This is a genomic window from Rheinheimera maricola (assembly GCF_016918075.2).
In the GTDB taxonomy this organism is placed as follows: Bacteria; Pseudomonadota; Gammaproteobacteria; order Enterobacterales; family Alteromonadaceae; genus Alishewanella; species Alishewanella maricola_A.
The window spans coordinates 62,049-79,928 of record NZ_JAERPS020000008.1 but is presented as its reverse complement, the minus strand read 5'-3'; the positions used below and the strand labels follow the sequence as shown (position 1 = coordinate 79,928).

General features: G+C 49.6%; 16 protein-coding genes. 9 read left to right on the top strand and 7 right to left on the bottom strand.

The genetic code is table 11. The annotated features are described in order from the left end of the window. Nucleotides 1-163: 163 nt before the first annotated feature. On the bottom strand, nt 164-904 hold the full coding sequence (locus I4W93_RS18710) for a hypothetical protein (protein WP_205313131.1): 741 nt from the start codon (nt 902-904) through the stop codon (nt 164-166). Between the two features lie 182 nt (nt 905-1,086). Here I4W93_RS18710 and I4W93_RS18705 point away from each other — a divergent pair, with 182 nt between their 5' ends. Continuing rightward, entirely contained in the window at nt 1,087-2,139 is a 1,053-nt protein-coding gene (locus I4W93_RS18705) for an alkene reductase (RefSeq protein ID WP_205313129.1), read from the top strand. 62 nt (nt 2,140-2,201) lie between these two features. On the opposite strand, the gene dsbB is transcribed toward I4W93_RS18705, so the two are convergent. Beyond that, the gene (gene dsbB, locus I4W93_RS18700) at nt 2,202-2,738 is read right to left on the bottom strand and encodes a disulfide bond formation protein DsbB (protein WP_205313126.1); all 537 of its coding nucleotides are present in this window, start codon (nt 2,736-2,738) and stop codon (nt 2,202-2,204) included. A 135-nt stretch (nt 2,739-2,873) separates the two neighbouring features. On the opposite strand from dsbB, the gene fadR reads away from it, so the two are divergent. After that, nucleotides 2,874-3,626 carry a fatty acid metabolism transcriptional regulator FadR gene (fadR, locus tag I4W93_RS18695; RefSeq protein WP_224673556.1) on the top strand — a complete coding sequence of 251 codons (753 nt, stop codon included), beginning with the start codon at nt 2,874-2,876 and terminating at the stop codon, nt 3,624-3,626. Nucleotides 3,627-3,754: 128 nt separating this feature from the next. Further along, on the top strand, nt 3,755-5,992 hold the full coding sequence (locus I4W93_RS18690; RefSeq protein ID WP_205313120.1) for an aminotransferase class V-fold PLP-dependent enzyme: 2,238 nt from the start codon (nt 3,755-3,757) through the stop codon (nt 5,990-5,992). A gap of 94 nt (nt 5,993-6,086) precedes the next feature. Here the strand turns inward: I4W93_RS18690 and I4W93_RS18685 are convergent, their stop codons facing one another. After that, nucleotides 6,087-6,770: a ChrR family anti-sigma-E factor gene (locus tag I4W93_RS18685; RefSeq protein WP_205313118.1), complete on the bottom strand. Its 684-nt coding sequence runs from the start codon at nt 6,768-6,770 to the stop codon at nt 6,087-6,089. After that, a complete protein-coding gene (locus I4W93_RS18680; protein ID WP_205313115.1) occupies nt 6,754-7,341 on the bottom strand; it encodes a sigma-70 family RNA polymerase sigma factor in 588 nt (195 codons plus the stop codon). The genes I4W93_RS18685 and I4W93_RS18680 overlap by 17 nt, the downstream gene beginning before the upstream one ends. Nucleotides 7,342-7,594: 253 nt before the next feature. Between I4W93_RS18680 and I4W93_RS18675 the strand changes: the two genes are divergently transcribed. Further along, a complete protein-coding gene (locus tag I4W93_RS18675; RefSeq protein ID WP_205313112.1) occupies nt 7,595-8,206 on the top strand; it encodes an FMN-dependent NADH-azoreductase in 612 nt (203 codons plus the stop codon). A gap of 184 nt (nt 8,207-8,390) precedes the next feature. Further along, a complete protein-coding gene (locus tag I4W93_RS18670) occupies nt 8,391-10,862 on the top strand; it encodes a S9 family peptidase (protein ID WP_205313110.1) in 2,472 nt (823 codons plus the stop codon). A gap of 99 nt (nt 10,863-10,961) precedes the next feature. Here I4W93_RS18670 and mscL read toward each other — a convergent pair whose 3' ends face one another. Together mscL and I4W93_RS18660 are read right to left on the bottom strand one after the other, a co-directional pair. Further along, nucleotides 10,962-11,363, bottom strand: a complete 402-nt coding sequence (gene mscL, locus I4W93_RS18665) for a large-conductance mechanosensitive channel protein MscL (RefSeq protein ID WP_205313108.1) — start codon at nt 11,361-11,363, stop codon at nt 10,962-10,964. Between the two features lie 129 nt (nt 11,364-11,492). Further along, on the bottom strand, nt 11,493-12,179 hold the full coding sequence (locus I4W93_RS18660; RefSeq protein WP_205313106.1) for an RluA family pseudouridine synthase: 687 nt from the start codon (nt 12,177-12,179) through the stop codon (nt 11,493-11,495). Between the two features lie 42 nt (nt 12,180-12,221). Between I4W93_RS18660 and I4W93_RS18655 the strand changes: the two genes are divergently transcribed. After that, the gene (locus tag I4W93_RS18655) at nt 12,222-12,956 is read left to right on the top strand and encodes an RluA family pseudouridine synthase (RefSeq protein WP_224673554.1); all 735 of its coding nucleotides are present in this window, start codon (nt 12,222-12,224) and stop codon (nt 12,954-12,956) included. A 27-nt stretch (nt 12,957-12,983) separates the two neighbouring features. Next, nucleotides 12,984-14,561: an L-lactate permease gene (locus I4W93_RS18650; RefSeq protein ID WP_205313102.1), complete on the top strand. Its 1,578-nt coding sequence runs from the start codon at nt 12,984-12,986 to the stop codon at nt 14,559-14,561. Here I4W93_RS18650 and rrtA read toward each other — a convergent pair. Further along, nucleotides 14,547-15,140: a rhombosortase gene (rrtA, locus tag I4W93_RS18645; protein ID WP_205313100.1), complete on the bottom strand. Its 594-nt coding sequence runs from the start codon at nt 15,138-15,140 to the stop codon at nt 14,547-14,549. The two genes, I4W93_RS18650 and rrtA, sit on opposite strands and share 15 nt — an antisense overlap. 219 nt (nt 15,141-15,359) lie before the next feature. Between rrtA and ggt the strand changes: the two genes are divergently transcribed. Together ggt and I4W93_RS18635 are read left to right on the top strand one after the other, a co-directional pair. Further along, the gene (gene ggt / locus I4W93_RS18640) at nt 15,360-17,117 is read left to right on the top strand and encodes a gamma-glutamyltransferase (RefSeq protein WP_224673553.1); all 1,758 of its coding nucleotides are present in this window, start codon (nt 15,360-15,362) and stop codon (nt 17,115-17,117) included. Between the two features lie 14 nt (nt 17,118-17,131). Beyond that, complete coding sequence (locus I4W93_RS18635; protein WP_205313089.1) at nt 17,132-17,872, top strand: enoyl-CoA hydratase; 741 nt, start codon at nt 17,132-17,134, stop codon at nt 17,870-17,872. The last annotated feature ends 8 nt before the right edge of the window (nt 17,873-17,880 follow it).

The window sequence follows — 17,880 nt, the reverse complement described above, 5'->3', positions numbered from 1 at the left end:
CTCCGCCCCCTTTTTCCGCGCTCCAGTTGCTGCTCAACAACCATAAAATTCCCTCTTTGGCTTTATTGATGAACCATCGCCTTTATTGTCTGTTATGGGGGATGGTTAAAAAACTAACATAACACGGTTGTTTCTAAAATCAATATTGGTGCTTGTATAGAGCTTAAGATAAAGGAGCAGCCTTATGTTGTTGTCGCCTAACCAATCCTTTTAACCACTTCCAGCCGGTAAGCAGCAGTTGCTGAAGGTTTACCGGTATTAACACCATTAACGCTGTGCCTTGGGCGAAGTTGGGGTTTAGCTGGCAGTAAAACGCAATTTCGGCTTTAGTGCTGGCTTTTAACCGGCTGATGTCTTCAGCGGTGTAATTGCTGGCACGGCCTACGGTTTTTAAACAACGTAGTTGTTGCCATGTACTGGGTTCGGCATTGGGCACCAGGGCTTGATACCTGGCAATGTCGGCTTTGTTCATGTTGGGGTTGGGGTAGATAAAGGCGACTTTTTTGCCCATTGCCCGGTACATGGCCGGGCTTAGCATGGTGTCAAGGTAGTACACCTTATGCCTAAGGTGGCGCAGCCAGGTGCTAATTGCCGCAGAAAATGAAAAACCAAAGGTACTGTTATTGCCGCGATAACCCGGCGTGAACGCGGCTGAAGCCCCCATAACTATGCTGTTATTGGCGTCTTTGTGAAATGTCAGTAAACAATAGCCGAGTAACAAGTCACCCTGATAATAAAGTCGCACGCGCCTTTGGTAATGCGCTGGGTTGGCAAAATACTTGTTGAAGTACTGCTGGCTGTCGACGCCGTTAAAGCTGGCGGCAATTAACCGCCTGATCTGCTCAGCTTCTGTGGCCGTAAGCCAGTTTTTGCTGCTTATTTTATCTAGCTTATAGCGGTGCATAAGGGGTCACACAACGAAAAGTTGGCTTAATCAGGCCAGTTTTTGCAATTATTCGCAATTATTTTTTTCGGGCGCTTGTTATTGTACCATTTGGTACACATATAGGTTTCAGCCGCAGCGTTTGCTGCGATAACTTATACACTGCTGTGCAGTAAATTTTAATATTGAATTCAGGACTTACTATGCTCACTTTATTTGACCCCATCACCGTTGGCGATTTACAGCTTGCCAACCGCATTATTATGGCGCCATTAACACGCTGCCGTGCCAGTGAAGGGCGAGTACCTAATGAGTTAATGGCGGAGTATTACACTCAGCGCGCCAGTGCCGGCCTTATTTTAACCGAGGCCACATCGGTAACCCCGATGGGTGTGGGTTACCCCGATACACCGGGCATTTGGTCTGACGAGCAGGTGGCAGGGTGGCGTAAAATAACCACTGCTGTACATCAGGCTGGCGGCAAAATTATGCTGCAGCTGTGGCATGTTGGCCGTATTTCAGACCCGCATTATTTAGATGGCCAGTTGCCGGTGGCGCCAAGTGCTATTGCTGCGGATGGCCATGTTAGCTTAATGCGGCCGAAAAAAGCTTTTGTCACGCCGCGCGCACTGCAAACGGATGAAATTGCTGGCATTGTAGAAGCGTACCGTTTGGGCGCAGAGAACGCGAAAAAAGCCGGTTTTGATGGCGTGGAAATTCACGGTGCCAATGGCTATTTGCTGGATCAGTTTTTACAAGACAGTACTAACAAACGCACTGATAACTATGGTGGTAGCATTGAGAACCGCGCTCGTTTGATGCTTGAGGTTACCGATGCCGTGGTATCCGTGTGGGGAGCCGGCAGAGTAGGTATGCACCTGGCGCCACGGGCCGATGCGCATAGCATGGGCGACTCGCAACGCGCCGATACCTTCGGTTATGTGGCAACAGAACTGGGTAAACGCGGTATTGCCTTTATTTGTGCTCGCGAAGCACAGGGCGAAGATAGCTTAGGGCCCATGCTGAAACGCCAGTTTGGCGGTGTATATATTAGCAATGAAAAATTTGATAAAGCCTCTGCTACAAAAGCACTGGCCGACGGTATTGCCGATGCAATCGCCTTTGGCGTACCTTATATCGCGAACCCGGATCTGGTGCAGCGATTGAGAGCAGATGCGCCGCTAAACGACGCTAAGCCAGAGCTATTTTATAGTAGTGGTGCTGAGGGCTACACTGATTATCCGTTGTTAGCTTAGTAAAAGCGTTTTTACAATAAACAACGCCGGCCAAAGCCGGTGTTGTTTATTGTGCTGTACTTCTAGTCGCGATAGGGGTTGTCGCTAATACGGGCAAATTGTGCCAGCAGCAACACCGACGCGACGGCCGCATAGCCCCATAGTGAAACTGCACTCCAAAATGCCATGCTTTCGCCCAGAAATTGCCAGCTGGTATCACCGCAGCTGCCGGTAGGTTCAAACACCGCCGGTAGCCATTTATCTAATGGCATCCAGCTGGGAAATTCGGCAAATAACGAACAACTAAAAAAACCACCTTCGGCCAGTAGCTGTTCGATATTGAGTAATTGATAGGCTTGATTAATACCGAATATACTGCCGGCAAGCATGCCCAGTAATGCAGTAAGCCGCAGCAACGCCATTTTTGGCGCCAGTAACCCCAGTAAGCCTGCAACTAACACCGCAGCAAATGCGCTGCGAACATAGATACATTTAATGCAAGGTTGCATATTCAGGCCGTATTGAAAATACAATGCCGTGCCAAGCAAGCCCAAACAGGACAGTACCACCAAGGCCCAACCCCAGCGCTGCATCGATAAACGTTTGATTTTTTGTAGCATTTTATATCCTTCTAACGGGAGATTTTTATCAGCTTGCGATAATCTACGGTATTTACAAGCAATGTACAATCAGCTCACTGGCCAAGGCTATTTTCAGGCGGTGACTTGTTAACTGTCAGCGCTCTGGTACAATCAGTGCAAATTTATGAACAAGAAGACGGACAGATCCGCATGACTAATCTGATTAAAGCGCAAAGCCCGGCTGGATTCGCTGAAGAGTACATTGTTGACTCGATCTGGAACGGGAAGTTTGCTCCAGGATCAATTTTGCCGGCAGAGCGTGAATTATCCGAGCTTATCGGTGTTACCCGTACCACTTTGCGTGAAGTATTGCAGCGTTTAGCGCGTGATGGCTGGCTAACTATTCAACATGGTAAGCCAACCAAAGTAAATAATTTCTGGGAAACCTCAGGTTTAAATATTCTTGAAACCCTGGCGCGCTTAGACGAAGACCAAATGCCGAAGTTGGTAGATGATTTGTTGTCAGCCCGTACCAACATCAGTGCTATTTATATCCGCGGCGCGATAAAAAACCATGCTGCCCAAGTGATAGAGTTGTTTGCTGGCGCTGAAGCCTTGCAAGACACTGCTGAAGCCTTTGCTGAGTTTGACTACAACTTAAACCATGAGTTGGCACGGTATTCTGAAAATCGGATTTATGTGCTGATATTAAACGGCTTTCGCGGTTTGTATAACAAAATTGCCCGCTTTTACTTTTCGCACCCGAATGCAAGAGAGCAAGCTCGCAAGTATTATCATCAAATTAAACTCTATGCCGAGAACGGTAAGTTTGACGAAGTGGTATTTGCAGTACGCAAGTACGGCAAGGAAAGTGGCGTGGTGTGGTCTGAACTGCGACCGCAGATCCCAAAAAATTTGGTTGAATAACCTGTTAACAACAAACCGCCCTCGGGCGGTTTGTTGTTTTTTGCCCTAAGCTTAACCCTTGAGCCTAACGCCGATGCCAGTTATTATAGTGCGGAATATCATATGCCTTAAAGTTATAAGGGTTGCCCATGCCAAGTTTTCAGCGCGAAATTTATCTGGATAATAATGCCACCACGGCGGTACTGCCGGTAGCCGCTGAAGCCGCTATGCACGCTATGCAGTATGGTTTTGGCAATCCCAGCAGTAGCCATGCTACCGGCATTAAAGCCAAAGCAGAGCTCGAAACCACCCGTTCTTTAGCCCGTAAACTTATTGGCGCCAGTAGCGGCGATATCGTGTTTACTTCAGGCGCGACAGAAGGCATTCAAACCTCAATCGTGTCGGCATTGTTGGCCGCTCGCCAGAGCGGTTTAGTCGGGCCGGATATTTTATTACTCTATGGCGCCACTGAGCATAAAGCCGTACCAGAAAGCTTAAAACACTGGAATTCGGTATTGCAGCTTAATGCCAGCATAAAAGCTATTCCGGTTGACCAACACGGCCTGCTTGATCACGAATTTATACGGCAAAACCTGCCGTCTGCGGCAATGATTTGCACCATGGCGGCGAATAATGAAACCGGTGTTAAGCAAGATTTGGCCGCACTGGATAAGCTGATCCGCAGCACAAACCCCAGCGTTTACTGGATGGTAGATTGTGTGCAAGCACTTGGCAAAATGACATTAAACATTGCCGCCACCACCATAGATTATGCGCCGTTTAGCGGGCATAAACTGTATGCGCCAAAAGGCGTTGGCTTTTTGTATGTGCGCAAAGGTACGCCTTATCAGCCCTTTATCGCTGGCGGTGGCCAGGAAAGTGGCTTGCGCTCCGGCACCGAAAACCTGCCGGGTATTGCTGCGCTGCATGCGGTATTTACTGAACTGGCCAAAGCGCATGGGTCTGCGTTTCAAGCGGAGGACGTACTGTGGCAATACCGTTATAAACTGCTTACTGCATTAAAGCAGGTATTTCCTGCGCTGAGTTTAAATAGCGATGAGCCGTACGTTGTGCCTACCACCATTAATTTTTCAGTGCCGGGCTTTTATAGCAAAGATATTATGGACTTGTTTGATGCAGCGGGTATTCGTGTCAGTTCCGGCTCTGCCTGCAGTTCTAAAGTGCCCAGCAGCTTTGTGCTAGATGCGATGGGGTTGCCAAGCTGGCGCTCTCAGGGGGCTATTCGTTTGTCGTTTGGTCCTGCCATGACTGCAGCCGAATGCCAGCGTGCATGCAATGCCATAGCGGCACTGGCTGCGGTGGTATGTCAGCATTGTCTGGTGTTAACCGATGCCACACCCACATTAGAGATCCATGCCCGTGGTTTACTGCAGTTAAAGCATGAGGCGTTGTGCAGTTATATATTAATTTGTCCTGACAGCCATGCCGCGGTAGTGATTGATCCGGTGCTGCCGTTAGCCGGGCGTATCGCTAATATTATTCAGGGACACGGTTTGCACTTAAACGCCGTGCTGGATACCCATTTGCATCGTGATCATCAATCGGCGCGGCAAGAATTGCTTACCTTACTTGGTCATTCTACGCAGAGTGAACCGTGCGATGTGCTGGGTTGGCCTGAACACTGTAGGCAAGTCGACTGTGGTCCGTATCAGCTAACCAAGCTGGCGACCCCTGGCCATACGCCAGAAGCGGTGAGTATTATGTTAGAGCGCAACAAGGCGATAATTGCGGTGTTTTGCGGCGATGTGTTATTGCCCGGTGGTGTAGGGCGAACCGATTTACCTGGTGGTGATATGTCAGCGCTGGCTGACAGTATTCGCTTATTAGCCACAACAATATCAGCAGACACATTGATATTGTCCAGCCACGATTATGCTCAGCGCTTTTTTACCCGCTTGCCATTGGCAGTGCAGGAGCAGCCGTTGTTGCAGGATTTGCTTAACGACACGCCAGGCAGTGATTGGTCACAGCAATTACAACAGCAAGCATTATTGTTACAGCAGCAAAGCCAACATTTTTGTGGCTTGATTGCCGTAAGTGCGTCAGACGCCACTGATGTGATAGCGCCGGCGCAGTTAAATGAATTTATGGCGCAAAGGCCAGACGTGCAAATAGTGGATGTGCGTGAGCCCCATGAGCAAAGTGCCGGCGCGTTGTCGCAGTATTTACAACAGCCTTACCCGGTGTTGGAAATACCGCTGTCTAAACTGGCTGATGCGCTGCTCACGCAAACCTTAAGCTCATCTCAAGCGTTATTGCTGGTTTGTCGCTCTGGCAATCGTAGCTTGGTGGCCTGTAAGGTGTTGGGGCGATTAGGTTTTGAGCAGGTATTTAATTTAAAAGGCGGCACTGCATTGTTGCAGTAACATTTTACTGCCTGGCAGATAAAAACGGCGCCGAATGCTGTGTTTAACCGGCATATCGGCGCCAACTACTTCCTGCTTACTTGGAGAGAACGGGTTAATAAAAAAACTGTTGTAACGGGTTCAATAATCGGGTCAGGCCCTTTTTAAACTGCAATGGTGCACTTAGCACCGATAAGCATAAGCAGTCTTCATCTGCCATGGTGCGCGGTGTGTGGGTATCATCTGGTGAATTAATCAGTAAATCACCTGCACAATATTCGCCGTTTTCATCTACTATCTTACCAGACAACACCAGTGTCATTTCCAGGCCAAGATGAGTGTGCTGTGGTACCTCGGTATTTTTACCGATGTACAGTAATGACACGTGATGCTCTTTACCCGCAGGTAACTTCGCTGTGGCAATACCACCAAGCTGTAACCATTTACTATGGTTAGCCGCTAAACGTTGCAGCGCACGGGGCACAACAAATTCACGTTGGTTTACTACAACCGGCTGTGTTGCAGCAGATGTTGCTGGTTCGATTGCTGCGGCCTTACTCAGTTGTGGCTGGTCGACTATCGCATCTATCATGCTAGTCCAGTCATTGCTGTGTTTTTTTACATTTTGCTGTGCCAATTGGCAGGCCAGATCATTGGTTATGTCCTGGTTTAACTGCTGACAATGCGGGCACAAGTCAATGTGCGCTGCCACAGCCAAGGCCACGTCAGCAGTTAAGCTGCCCTCAGCAAATTGTTCCAGCAATGCCATGCCGGGATGAAACTTAATTGCGTGCGCCATCTAATGCCTCTCTTAATCTATCCAGCGCTAAGCGGATCCGCGACTTTACCGTACCAAGCGGAATACCTAACTCGTCTGATACTTCCTGATGCGACTTCTCTTGTAAATATACTTTCTCCATCACTTCACGCTGTGCTGGAGGCAACCGTTCAAAGTGGGGCGCAAGCTTTTCTGTCAACAGCTGATTATCCCAACATGCCGCATCGTCGTCGGCTTGTGGTTCAGGATACTCGCCGTTGAGCCATAAATCGTCGGCGCTGATATCGTCTTTGCGGCTTTGCTTTTTTCGCAACATGTCAAAACGCACGTTACGGGCGATAGTAAAAATCCACGTTGAGGCGCAGCCGCGAGTTGCATCAAATAATGCTGCTTTTTTCCACACGTTTAGCATGGTGTCTTGCACCATCTCCAGTGCCTGTTGTTCGTTGCCAAACATCTTCATACCAAAGGCTTTAAGGCGTGGGGCAAAGTGGCTAAATAACTCTGCATAAGCGCTTTTATCTCGTTGTAGTGCGACGAAGGTAAGCGCTTCTTCCCATTGGCTGGTTGTAGTGCTTTGTTGCCCTGTCATAGGCTCGCAGGTGTCCGTAATAGGTCGGGGGACCCTATCATGCCTTGTTACGCTTGCTGACTTCAACATGTTTCATGTTCCTGGTTAGGTCGCTAGCCGACATTGTCTTATTGCTACCGGTAAATATACGCCGCTGCAATTTATTTGGATTAGTCTCCAAGTAAATCAAAAAATAGAAAGGTTCATGCGTTTAAATCTAATTTTCTTCCTAAAAAATTACTTTATTATTTCATCATCAATAACGGGAGGCCATATGAAACAGATTCTTTTGATTAACAGCTCAATTAACGGCGCTAAAGGCCATTCGGTTCAGTTAGCACAGCAATTTATTGCTGGTTTGGCCGACGGCGCTAGTGTCACGGTGGATACCTTAGATTTAAATGCCAGTCCGGTTCCGCATTTGGATATGGCTGAAATTGCTGCCTGGATGACACCAGAGTCGCAGCGCGATGCAGCGCAACAGCAGCTTGCTGCGTTGTCAGATGACATTATTGCCCGGATAAAAGCCGCTGACGTTATCGTTTTGGGGGTGCCAATGTACAATTTTGGTGTACCGTCTCAGCTTAAAGCGTTACTGGACCGGGTTGCGCGCGCCGGCATCACCTTTAAATATACGGATCAGGGCCCAGTTGGTTTATTGGACAATAAACCGGTGGTAATATTTGCCACCCGCGGTGGGGTATATCAGGGCACCGAACTGGACAGTCAGACGCCATTCTTGCAAACCTTTTTTAATTTTGTCGGTTTAACCGAAGTGCATTTTATTTATGCCGAAGGTTTGAATATGGGGGCAGACGCACAAGAAGCGGCACTGAACGCAGCTAAGGCGCGTTTAGCTGAAATTAGCGCTAAAATCGCTGCTTAACGTCATATTAGCTGGTTTATTAGTTACTATTACTGTTGTTGCAACGGCCCCTTTGGGGCCGTTTTTTTAAACCACCTTTAAACGTGTCTGGTCTGCTGTCAGCCGCATCTGTTGTTGTGTTGGTTGCGTTACGGCCAAAGGCTTTGTATAACAGAGCGTCTTTTATCAGCGTAAGAATAGTGTTATGACCCAATTTCGTTACCCTTTGCTGGCGGTAGCGCTGTGCAGTCTGACTGTTGCCAGTCCACTGCAGGCAAAAAAAGCCGAACCGCAAACGTATCAAACTTCTACTGTTAGCGTTGCCAAGGCATTTAATGCCGATACGGCGACCACGTTGTCGTTAGAGCAGATCATGGCCGATCCTGACTGGCTGGGGCGTCAACCAGAAGCTGCGCATTGGTCAGCAGATTCGACACAAGTTTATTATCAGCGGAAACGCCAAGGAAGCGAGCTGCGCGATTGGTACGCACGGCCACTTAATGGCAGCGATAATGGCAGCCTGGTCAGCGCTGGCGCATTACACCTGATTGGCAGTGATGATGCGGTGTATAACCGTGATCGCAGTATGCAGGCCTGGATATTTGAAGGCGATGTGTTTGTTCGCAATATGCTAAGTGGCGAACTGACACAACTAACCCGTGATAATGCGCAGCAAACCGCGGCTGAGTTTTTACTTGATGGCCGTTTGGCATATCGTGAAGGCTGGACTTACTTCGCCCACAACCTAACGACAGGCTTGCGTACCGAACTTGCCAGCCTGAAAACGGAAGCAAAGCCTAAGGGCCCGGCTAAGCCGGCAGGTTATTTGGCACAAGAGCAACACAAGCTGATTGAATTTGTGGCCTTGGAGCAAAAAAATGCTGAGCAGCGCTATGCTGCGCGTCAGCAGTTGCAAAAAGAAAATGCCAGTTTGCCCGCTGCAGCATTTTATCTGGGTAAAGATCAGCACATTGTCGCCGCTAGTTTGTCACCAAAAGCTGATTATTTACTGGTGTCGGTACGTAAATCCAGTAAACGTAACGATAAAGACATCATGCCAAATTACATCACCGGCAACGGTGACATAGCCGCTGAGCAAGTGCGGGCAAGGGTGAATGATGTTATACCGCAACCGCAACGCTTGTTGTTGTTAAACCTGCAAGATGGCAGTAGCACTGAGCTTAGTTACAGCAGCTTGCCAGGCTACAACGAAGACGTATTGGCCAAGGTAAAAGCAGAAAACGCTAAAGCCCAAGGCGAGAAATACAAAAGCGCCAAAGTTATCCGCGATATCGGCCTGATGACAGACTGGTACTGGAGCCAAAGTGCCATGCGCTGGCACAGTAGTGGCGAGCAAGTGGCGCTAATGTTAAAAGCGCTGGATAACAAAGACCGCTGGATTGCCACCGTCGATTTGCAGAAAAAAGTGTTAGTACCTCAGCACCGTTTGCACGACGAGGCCTGGGTAAATTATGCCTTTAATGATTATGGTTGGCTTAATAACAGCAGCAGTTTGTATTATTTGTCAGAGGAAAGTGGTTATGCCCATTTGTATCTGAAGCCATTGAACGGTAAAGCAAAAAAACTGACCAGTGGTACCTTTGAAGTGAGCAGCCCGGTACTGACCCACAACGACAACTATATTTATTTTCAAGCTAACGTAAATCATCCGGGCAATTACGAGGTGTTTCGTACTGAGCTGTCTAGCGGCAATTTGCAACAACTAACCCGTTTGGGTGGCAGCACCAGCTTTACTCTGTCGCCAGACGAGCAAAAGCTGCTGCTTAATTTCTCTACCAATCTGTCACCCAACGAGCTGTATGTTGCGGACGCCAAGCCCGAAGCGACGGTGGCCCAGCTAACGGACACGATATCTGAGCAGTTTAAGCAGTTACCGCTGGTCGCGCCGCAAATAGTGGCGGTGCCCTCCAGCCATGGAGAGCAGCCGGTGTTTTCTAAAGTGTATTATCCGGCCGATTACCAGCAAGGGGAAGCACGTCGCGCGGTGGTGTTTAACCACGGTGCCGGCTATTTGCAAAACAGTGATTTAGGTTGGTCGGGTTATTTCCGTGAGTTTCTGTTTCATAACCTGCTGGTACAGCAAGGCTATGTGGTGATGGATATGGATTACCGGGCATCAAAAGGCTACGGCCGTGACTGGCGTACTGCTATTTACCGCCGCATGGGTACACCTGAGATTGAAGACTTAGTTGACGGGGTTAATTGGATGGTGGCCAATGCCAATGTCGATCGTAACCGCATTGGTACCTATGGAGGCTCTTACGGTGGCTTTATGACGTTTATGGCGTTGTTTAAGGAGCCGGAGTTATTCCAGGCCGGTGCAGCACTACGTCCGGTAAGTGACTGGGCCTACTACAACCATGCCTATACCTCGAATATCCTCAATACGCCGGCGATTGACCCTATTGCCTATGAGCGCAGCTCACCCATTTACTTCACCCAGGGCCTGACCAAGCCACTGCTGATCAACGCACCTATGGTTGACGATAATGTGTTTTTTCAGGACGTGGTGCGTTTGGTGCAGCGATTAATTGAGCAGGAAAATATTAACTTTGAAACGGCGATTTATCCGGTAGAGCCGCATGGTTTCCGTCAGCCCAGTAGCTGGCTGGATGAATACCGGCGCATCTACAAGTTATTTGAGCAGAATCTGTAAGCTTGTTCTGATGTTTAGAATGTCATAATGTTTTCAGGGTAAATAATAAACGTCTGCTAAGCAGACGTTTATTATTCAACAGGTATCAAAAAAGCAGTGTCAGGGCTTTTTCAATAAATCACGAATTTCTGCCAACAATTTAATGTCCTCCGGTACTTCAGCAATAGCGGCTGGCTTTGCCTCTTCCTTTTTCTTCATTGAGTTCATGGCCTTAACGCCAATAAATACCGCAAAAGCGATGATAACGAAATCAATAATGGTTTGGACAAACATACCGTACTTGATAACAACTTCAGCCTGCGTTTCTGTTGCCTGCTGAATAATTACTGCCAGATCGCGAAAATTCACCCCGCCCAGCAACACCCCAATTGGCGGCATAATCACGTCATTGACAAAGGATGAAACGATTTTGCCAAAGGCGGCGCCAATAATAATACCCACCGCCATATCTACTACATTGCCACGCATAGCAAAGGCTTTAAACTCGTGCAGCATACTCATCACTAAACTCCTGTTTTATTATCATTATTCGCTACTTGGCGTCATGTCTAATTGCGCTTAGCAGCACAAACCACTATAGCCAGCAAAAAACAATTTACCAGTGGATCCGCTGCTATTTTTACAGCTAACTTAGAGGATTAACTCGCCTTTAGCGTTTACAAAGTCGCTATCTGCAACAAAGTGCAGCGCAGTGCCATTATAAGGTTGGTGCAGTTGCAAACTGGCGGCGTGCAGCATTAAACGCGGTGCTGCCGCTAAAGCCTGTGGGTGAGCATAAAACGCATCGCCCAAAATAGGGTGGCCAAGGCTAAGCATGTGCATACGCAACTGATGTGAGCGGCCGGTTATCGGTTTTAGTTCAACCAGCGTGCGGTCAGAAAATTGTTGTAGCACGCTATAATGCGTGATAGCAGCTTTGCCATGTTCAAAACATACTTTTTGTCTGGGTGGGCTGCTGCTATCGGCCATTAGCGGCACATCTACCGTGCCTTGCTGCTGCGCCAGTGTGCCCCATACCAATGCCAGATAGCGTTTTTGCACGCTGCGCTTTGCAAATTGTTGCTTTAACGCCGCTTCTGCTTTACGTCGCAACGCCATGACTACTACACCAGAAGTGGCCATATCTAAGCGATGCACTAGCAGCGCTTGCGGGTAATGTTGCTGTACCCGGCTGAGCAGGCAATCGGCCAAATGCGCACCGCGGCCAGGATTGGTTAACAGACCACTGGGTTTGTTCAGCACAATTAAATCTTTGTCCTGATACAGCACATCAAGCCACGGTTGGGTGGGCGGGCAATACTTGAAGGCGTCAGTCATACTGCGTTCTGTCTGCTTAAAAGCCGCTAGCTTAGCTGAATTTTGCCAGCAGACGAAGCGCTTTTACGGCATAATAGCGCGGTTAAAAACGCGGAGAAGCTAATGACGGATACCACAACAGAGTTGGCAATATTGCCAGCGAGCAGCGAGCCTTACCAGATAGTGTACGAAGATGATGTATTGCTGGTGGTGAATAAACCGGCAAAGCTGCTGACGGTGCCGGGGCGCCATCCACAGAATCAGGATTGCCTGATCCGTCGGGTACAGCGCGAATTTCCCTTTGCAGAAGTCGTGCACCGTCTAGATTATGATACCTCTGGTTTAGTTATCCTGCCATTGACCAAGCGGGTGTTGTCTGACATCAGTAAGCAGTTTCAGGCCAGAACTATCCAAAAGCAGTATATTGCGATGGTAAACGGCAAGTTAGCTAAAGCACGCGGCGAGATAGACCTGCCACTGGCTGAAGATAGCGCCAACCGGCCGCTGTATAAAGTTTGTCAGCAAACGGGTAAACCGTCGCTGACGCAGTACCAGCTGCAGCGCTATGACAGCACGACCAACCAAAGCCGGGTTTTGTTAAAGCCGGTAACGGGCCGCTCGCACCAGCTTCGGGTACATATGCAGGCACTGGGCCATGCCATGTTGGGTGATACCTTATATGGCACGTCAGAGATTGCCGCGAAAAGCCCGCGTTTGTTGCTGCATGCACAAACCATTCGTTTTGTGCACCCGTTAAGCCGCGAAGAGCTGGAATTTAGCGTGCCAGCACCATTTTAACCGGCGTTTAGCAGAAAAGGAGCACCGATGACGCTGTTACAACTGCTTAGTGCGCTGATGCCACTGCTAAGTGTGTTTGTGTTGCTGGTGCTGTTTAGGTTACCGGCCAGGCAGGCGATGCCACTGAGTTTGCTCTGTTCAGCTTTGCTGGCGCTATTGGTATGGCAAATGCCGTTATTGCAGGTATCTGCTGCCATTGCCGAAGGGCTGGTGATAGCGCTAACCATTGTCTGGATTGTTTTCGGTGCCATTTTATTGCTTAAAGTGTTGCAGCAGACCGGTGCCATTGACGTTATAAAGTACGGCTTTAGTCAGGTCAGTGATGACAAACGGGTGCAACTGATCATTATTGCCTGGTTATTCGGTAGTTTTTTAGAAGGTGCAGCCGGTTTTGGTACACCAGCAGCAATTGCGGCGCCGCTGCTGGTAGCGTTAGGTTTTAGTCCGTTGGCGGCGGTCGTGCTGGCACTGATCGCCGACTCCTGTGCCGTTTCGTTTGGGGCTGTTGGCACCCCTGTTCTGGTTGGCTTAGTGCAGGGGTTAGACGGTGCCAGTAGCGTTAGCGTGCAGCAGATAGCGCTAACCGCGATCAGTATTGATATTTTCGTCGCCTCGCTACTGCCGGTCATCATGGCGCTGATGTATTGCCGTTTTTTTAGCCATGTACCCAGCTGGCGAGCCGGTTTTGCCATCGTGCCTTTTGCCTTACTTAGCGGGCTTGCGTTTACGCTGCCAGCGTATTTGGTGGCGTTGTTACTGGGTCCCGAATTTCCATCCGTTTTGGGCGCGCTTATTGGGCTGGCGCTGATGTGCACTCTGGCGCGGCGGGGTATTTTAGTGCCAGCTGCATTTGAAACGGCACCCGTTACCGTGCTGTCCGACAAGTTACAGTTTGGTTTGTACCGTGCATGGCTGCCTTATGTGCTGGTGGCGCTGCTACTGGTGTTAAGCCGGGTGCCTCAACTACCGTTTAAAGCCATGCTGCAAAGCATAGGCCTGCACTGGCATGGCATTTTCGGCTCTTCTGTGTCGGTAACTGTGTTGCCATTATATTTGCCCGGAAGTTTGTTTGTTTTGGTTGCCTTGGCTGCGCTAGTGCTGCAGCGGGGTAACGGTGCTCAGCTGCGTGCGGCCCTGCAGCAAAGTGGCCTTATGTTATGGCCATCGCTGGTTGCGCTTTGTGCGGCCGTACCCATGGTGCGCATTTTTCTGCACTCCGGCGTTAATGATGCCGGCTTAGCTGCCATGCCGCTGGCGCTGGCACAATTAGCCGCCAGCCAACTTAGCGGTGTTTGGCTGTTAATGGCGCCGTTGGTGGGGGCGCTGGGTTCCTTTATTGCCGGCTCGGCTACGTTTTCTAATTTAATGTTTGCCAGTTTTCAGCATGCGCTGGCCGACAATGCCGGGCTGAACCCGCAGTTGGTGCTGGCTCTGCAAATGTTAGGGGCTAATGCCGGCAATATGATTTGTGTGGTCAATGTTGTCGCGGCAGCCAGTGTTGTTGGGCTGAACGGCCGAGAGGGCGATATTATCCGCTACACGTTGCTGCCGGCGCTGTACTATTGTCTGGCTGCCAGTGCAGTTGCCTGGTTATGCTTTATCTAAGCATTTTGCCAGCCAAAGCAACACTGCCAGCAGTACACCGCTTATTACGCCATACAAGTGCGCATCTATGGCGACGCTGGCGTTAATCAGTTGGCTTAATTGTGCATCCGGGCCTTGCCACTGCTCCCAGGCTACTTTTGCTATTAATCCGGCAAACAGTAGTGCGCCGGTGCTTTGCTTAACCTGGATATCTTTCAGCGCACCCAGCGTTAGCATGGCGTGCAGCATAGCCGACAAACCCACATAGATTTGCATGCCAGGCGAACAGAAATACAGCAAGACACTGATAATACCGGCAAATAGCGGCCATTGTAGCAGTAATTGCCGCGAGCGAAAATAATGGCCGTGTAGTAGCATCACCAACAGCAATCCGGCCAAATTCATCAGCAAGTGCCAATGATTGGAATGTAATAAATGACCGCTAAGGCCACGCCAATATTGGCCTTTGGCCAGTGCGGCTCTATCATAAAGTAACCATTGCTGTATCGGCTCAGGCAGCAGGGCCAGTAGGATGAGTAGAGTCGCCAGCAGCATGTACGGGGCTAGATGGATGTTTTGTGGCAGTATTGATCGCAGCATAATGTCTTTTGTCAGTTGGCAGTCGCCTATGCAAAACCATCTACCTTGGCGCGTCAAGCTAAATTTGTCATTGCAGCGCTTCTCCTGCACGGCCGTGGAACACGATAAAGGGGGCGGCGCAGAAGCCCAGCGCCGAGGCGTGATATTGATCTTAGGTCGTGATCTGGTTAGGGTGTAGCTAATAGTTGTTATCCCCGTTGTATTACTTTGCGAGTTGTTATGCGAGCGACAAAAATTTTTCCCGCCGGTGTCTGCACCGGGACGATGCTGGTTTGTGCTTTAACCTCTGCAGCACTTTTTGCGCAGCAAGAAACCCGTGAGCCAGAAGCGGCTACCGGTATGTATCAGCAACAGCTGGTGACCGGTACAAACTATATGGTGTCAGCGGCGCACCCTATGGCAACTCAGGCTGGACTGAATATGTTGGCTAAAGGTGGCAGTGCTGTGGATGCGGCTATTGCTACCCAGTTGATGCTGGGGCTGGTAGAGCCACAAAGCTCAGGCATTGGTGGTGGCGCTTTTATGTTGCACTGGCAGGCCAAGCAGCAACAACTTAGTAGTTTTGATGGCCGCGAAATGGCACCTGCCGCGGCGGATGCAAATTTATTTCGTGTTGATGGCACAACATTAGCGTGGCGCGACGCCTACGTGGGGGGCAAATCTGTCGGTGTGCCCGGTGTTATTGCCATGCTTGCAGAGGCTCACCGGCAATACGGTAAGTTACCTTGGGCGGACTTGTTCAGCGATACCATTAAGGCGTCAGAGCAAGGGTTTATTGTATCAAGCCGCACCGCACGCCAATTGGCGATGGGCTGGAATAAAGGCGTATCGCAGTTTCATGAGTCGAGGCAATATTTTTTTCCTGCGGATCAGTCTGTAGCCGAGGGCAGCGTACTGAAAAATCCAGCCTATGCTGCAACATTAAAAGCGATTGCCAGCAGCGGGCCTGATGCATTTTATCGTGGTGAGCTGGCCCAGGCTATCAGTAAACGTGTACAGACTGCGCCGGTAAACCCAGGCAGCCTAACGGTAGCTGACATGGCTGCCTACAAAGCCGTGCAACGTGAGCCGCTTTGTATGCCATATCGGCTGTATAAAGTATGTGGTATGGCGCCACCAAGTTCAGGCGGAGTCGCCGTGCTACAGGTGCTGGGTATTTTACAGCAGTTTGATTTAAGTAAGCTGGCACCTGATAGTGTACAAACCACGCACCTGCTGGCTCAGGCGGCTAAGCTGGCGTTTGCCGATCGCGAGCGTTACCTGGCCGATCCTGCCTTTGTCCCGGTACCCACCGCTGGAATGTTAGCGCCAGACTATCTGGCCCAACGCGCGGCACTTATCGATGTGAAAACTGCCGGTGCGCCAGCGCAGGCGGGTATCCCGGACGGTGCACCGGCATTGATATCCGCACCATCACCAGAACTGCCCAATACCAGCCATTTCTCTATTGTCGACAGTGACGGCAATGCCGTTAGTATGACCACTAGTATTGAAAATGTATTTGGTTCTGGTTTGATGGTGGGGGGCTTTTTATTAAATAATCAGTTAACCGATTTTAGCTTAGCACCGCAGCAGAATGGCCATTTAGTGGCTAATCGGGTTGAAGGGGGCAAGCGGCCACGCTCATCTATGGCGCCAATGATGGTGTTTGATGCTGACAACAACTTGGTGTTAGTGATTGGCTCGCCTGGTGGTAGCCGCATTATTAATTATGTTGCGCAGAGCATAATTGCCGTGCTGGACTGGCAACTGGATGTGCAGCAAGCGCTGAATTTACCGCGGATCACCCATCGAAACGACTACCTGGCATTAGAACAAGGCACTTTGTTGGCGCAACAACAGCCAGAGTTGGAAGCTATGGGCTACAAAGTACAGCTGCAAGATTTAAACAGTGGCCTGCATGCCATTATGCTCACAAAAGAAGGTTTGCAAGGTGCGGCGGATCCCCGGCGTGAAGGTAGCGCGGCAGGTAAATAACAGGAAAGTATTGCATGAGTGAGATAAGCCAGCGCATAGAGCAGGGCATATTGCGGATAACATTAAACCGGCCCGAGAAAAAAAATGCTTTAAACCAGCAGATGTACCTGCAGTTAACGACGGCTTTGCAACAGGCCGCCGCTGACGACAAGATCCTGGTGGTGTTACTGCAGGGCAGTACCGATTGTTTTAGTGCCGGAAACGATTTACAGGATTTTCTTGGCTCTGGTGAGCTAAACAGCCAACATCCTACTGTGCAATTTTTATATCAATTGGCCCAATTCGAAAAGCCGATTATTGCGGCAGTAGCAGGCTTAGCAATAGGCATTGGCACTACGGCGTTGTTGCATTGTGATTTGGTGTACGCAGCCGACAATGCCCGGTTTCAAATGCCGTTTACGCCGTTAGGTTTGTGTCCGGAGGCGGGGTCGAGTGTGTTGCTGCCAAATCTGGTAGGTTATCAGCGTGCGGCGCAGTACTTGTTATTAGGAGAGCCATTTTGCGCGGCAGACGCACTGCAAATGGGCTTGGTGAATCAGGTGATAAGTACCGGTGAGCTAGAGCAGCTGGCATGGCAAAAAGCGCTTAAATTGGCTAGTTTACCTGCCTCGGCGGTACAAAGTAGCAAAGCATTATTAAAGCGCAGCAGCAAAACGCTAACCTTGGATACTATCGCGGCAGAGCTGGTACAGTTTCAAGCTTTGTTGCACGGTGTTGAATGCCAGCAGCGCATTGCGGCATTTTTTAAGCGATAACATTATCA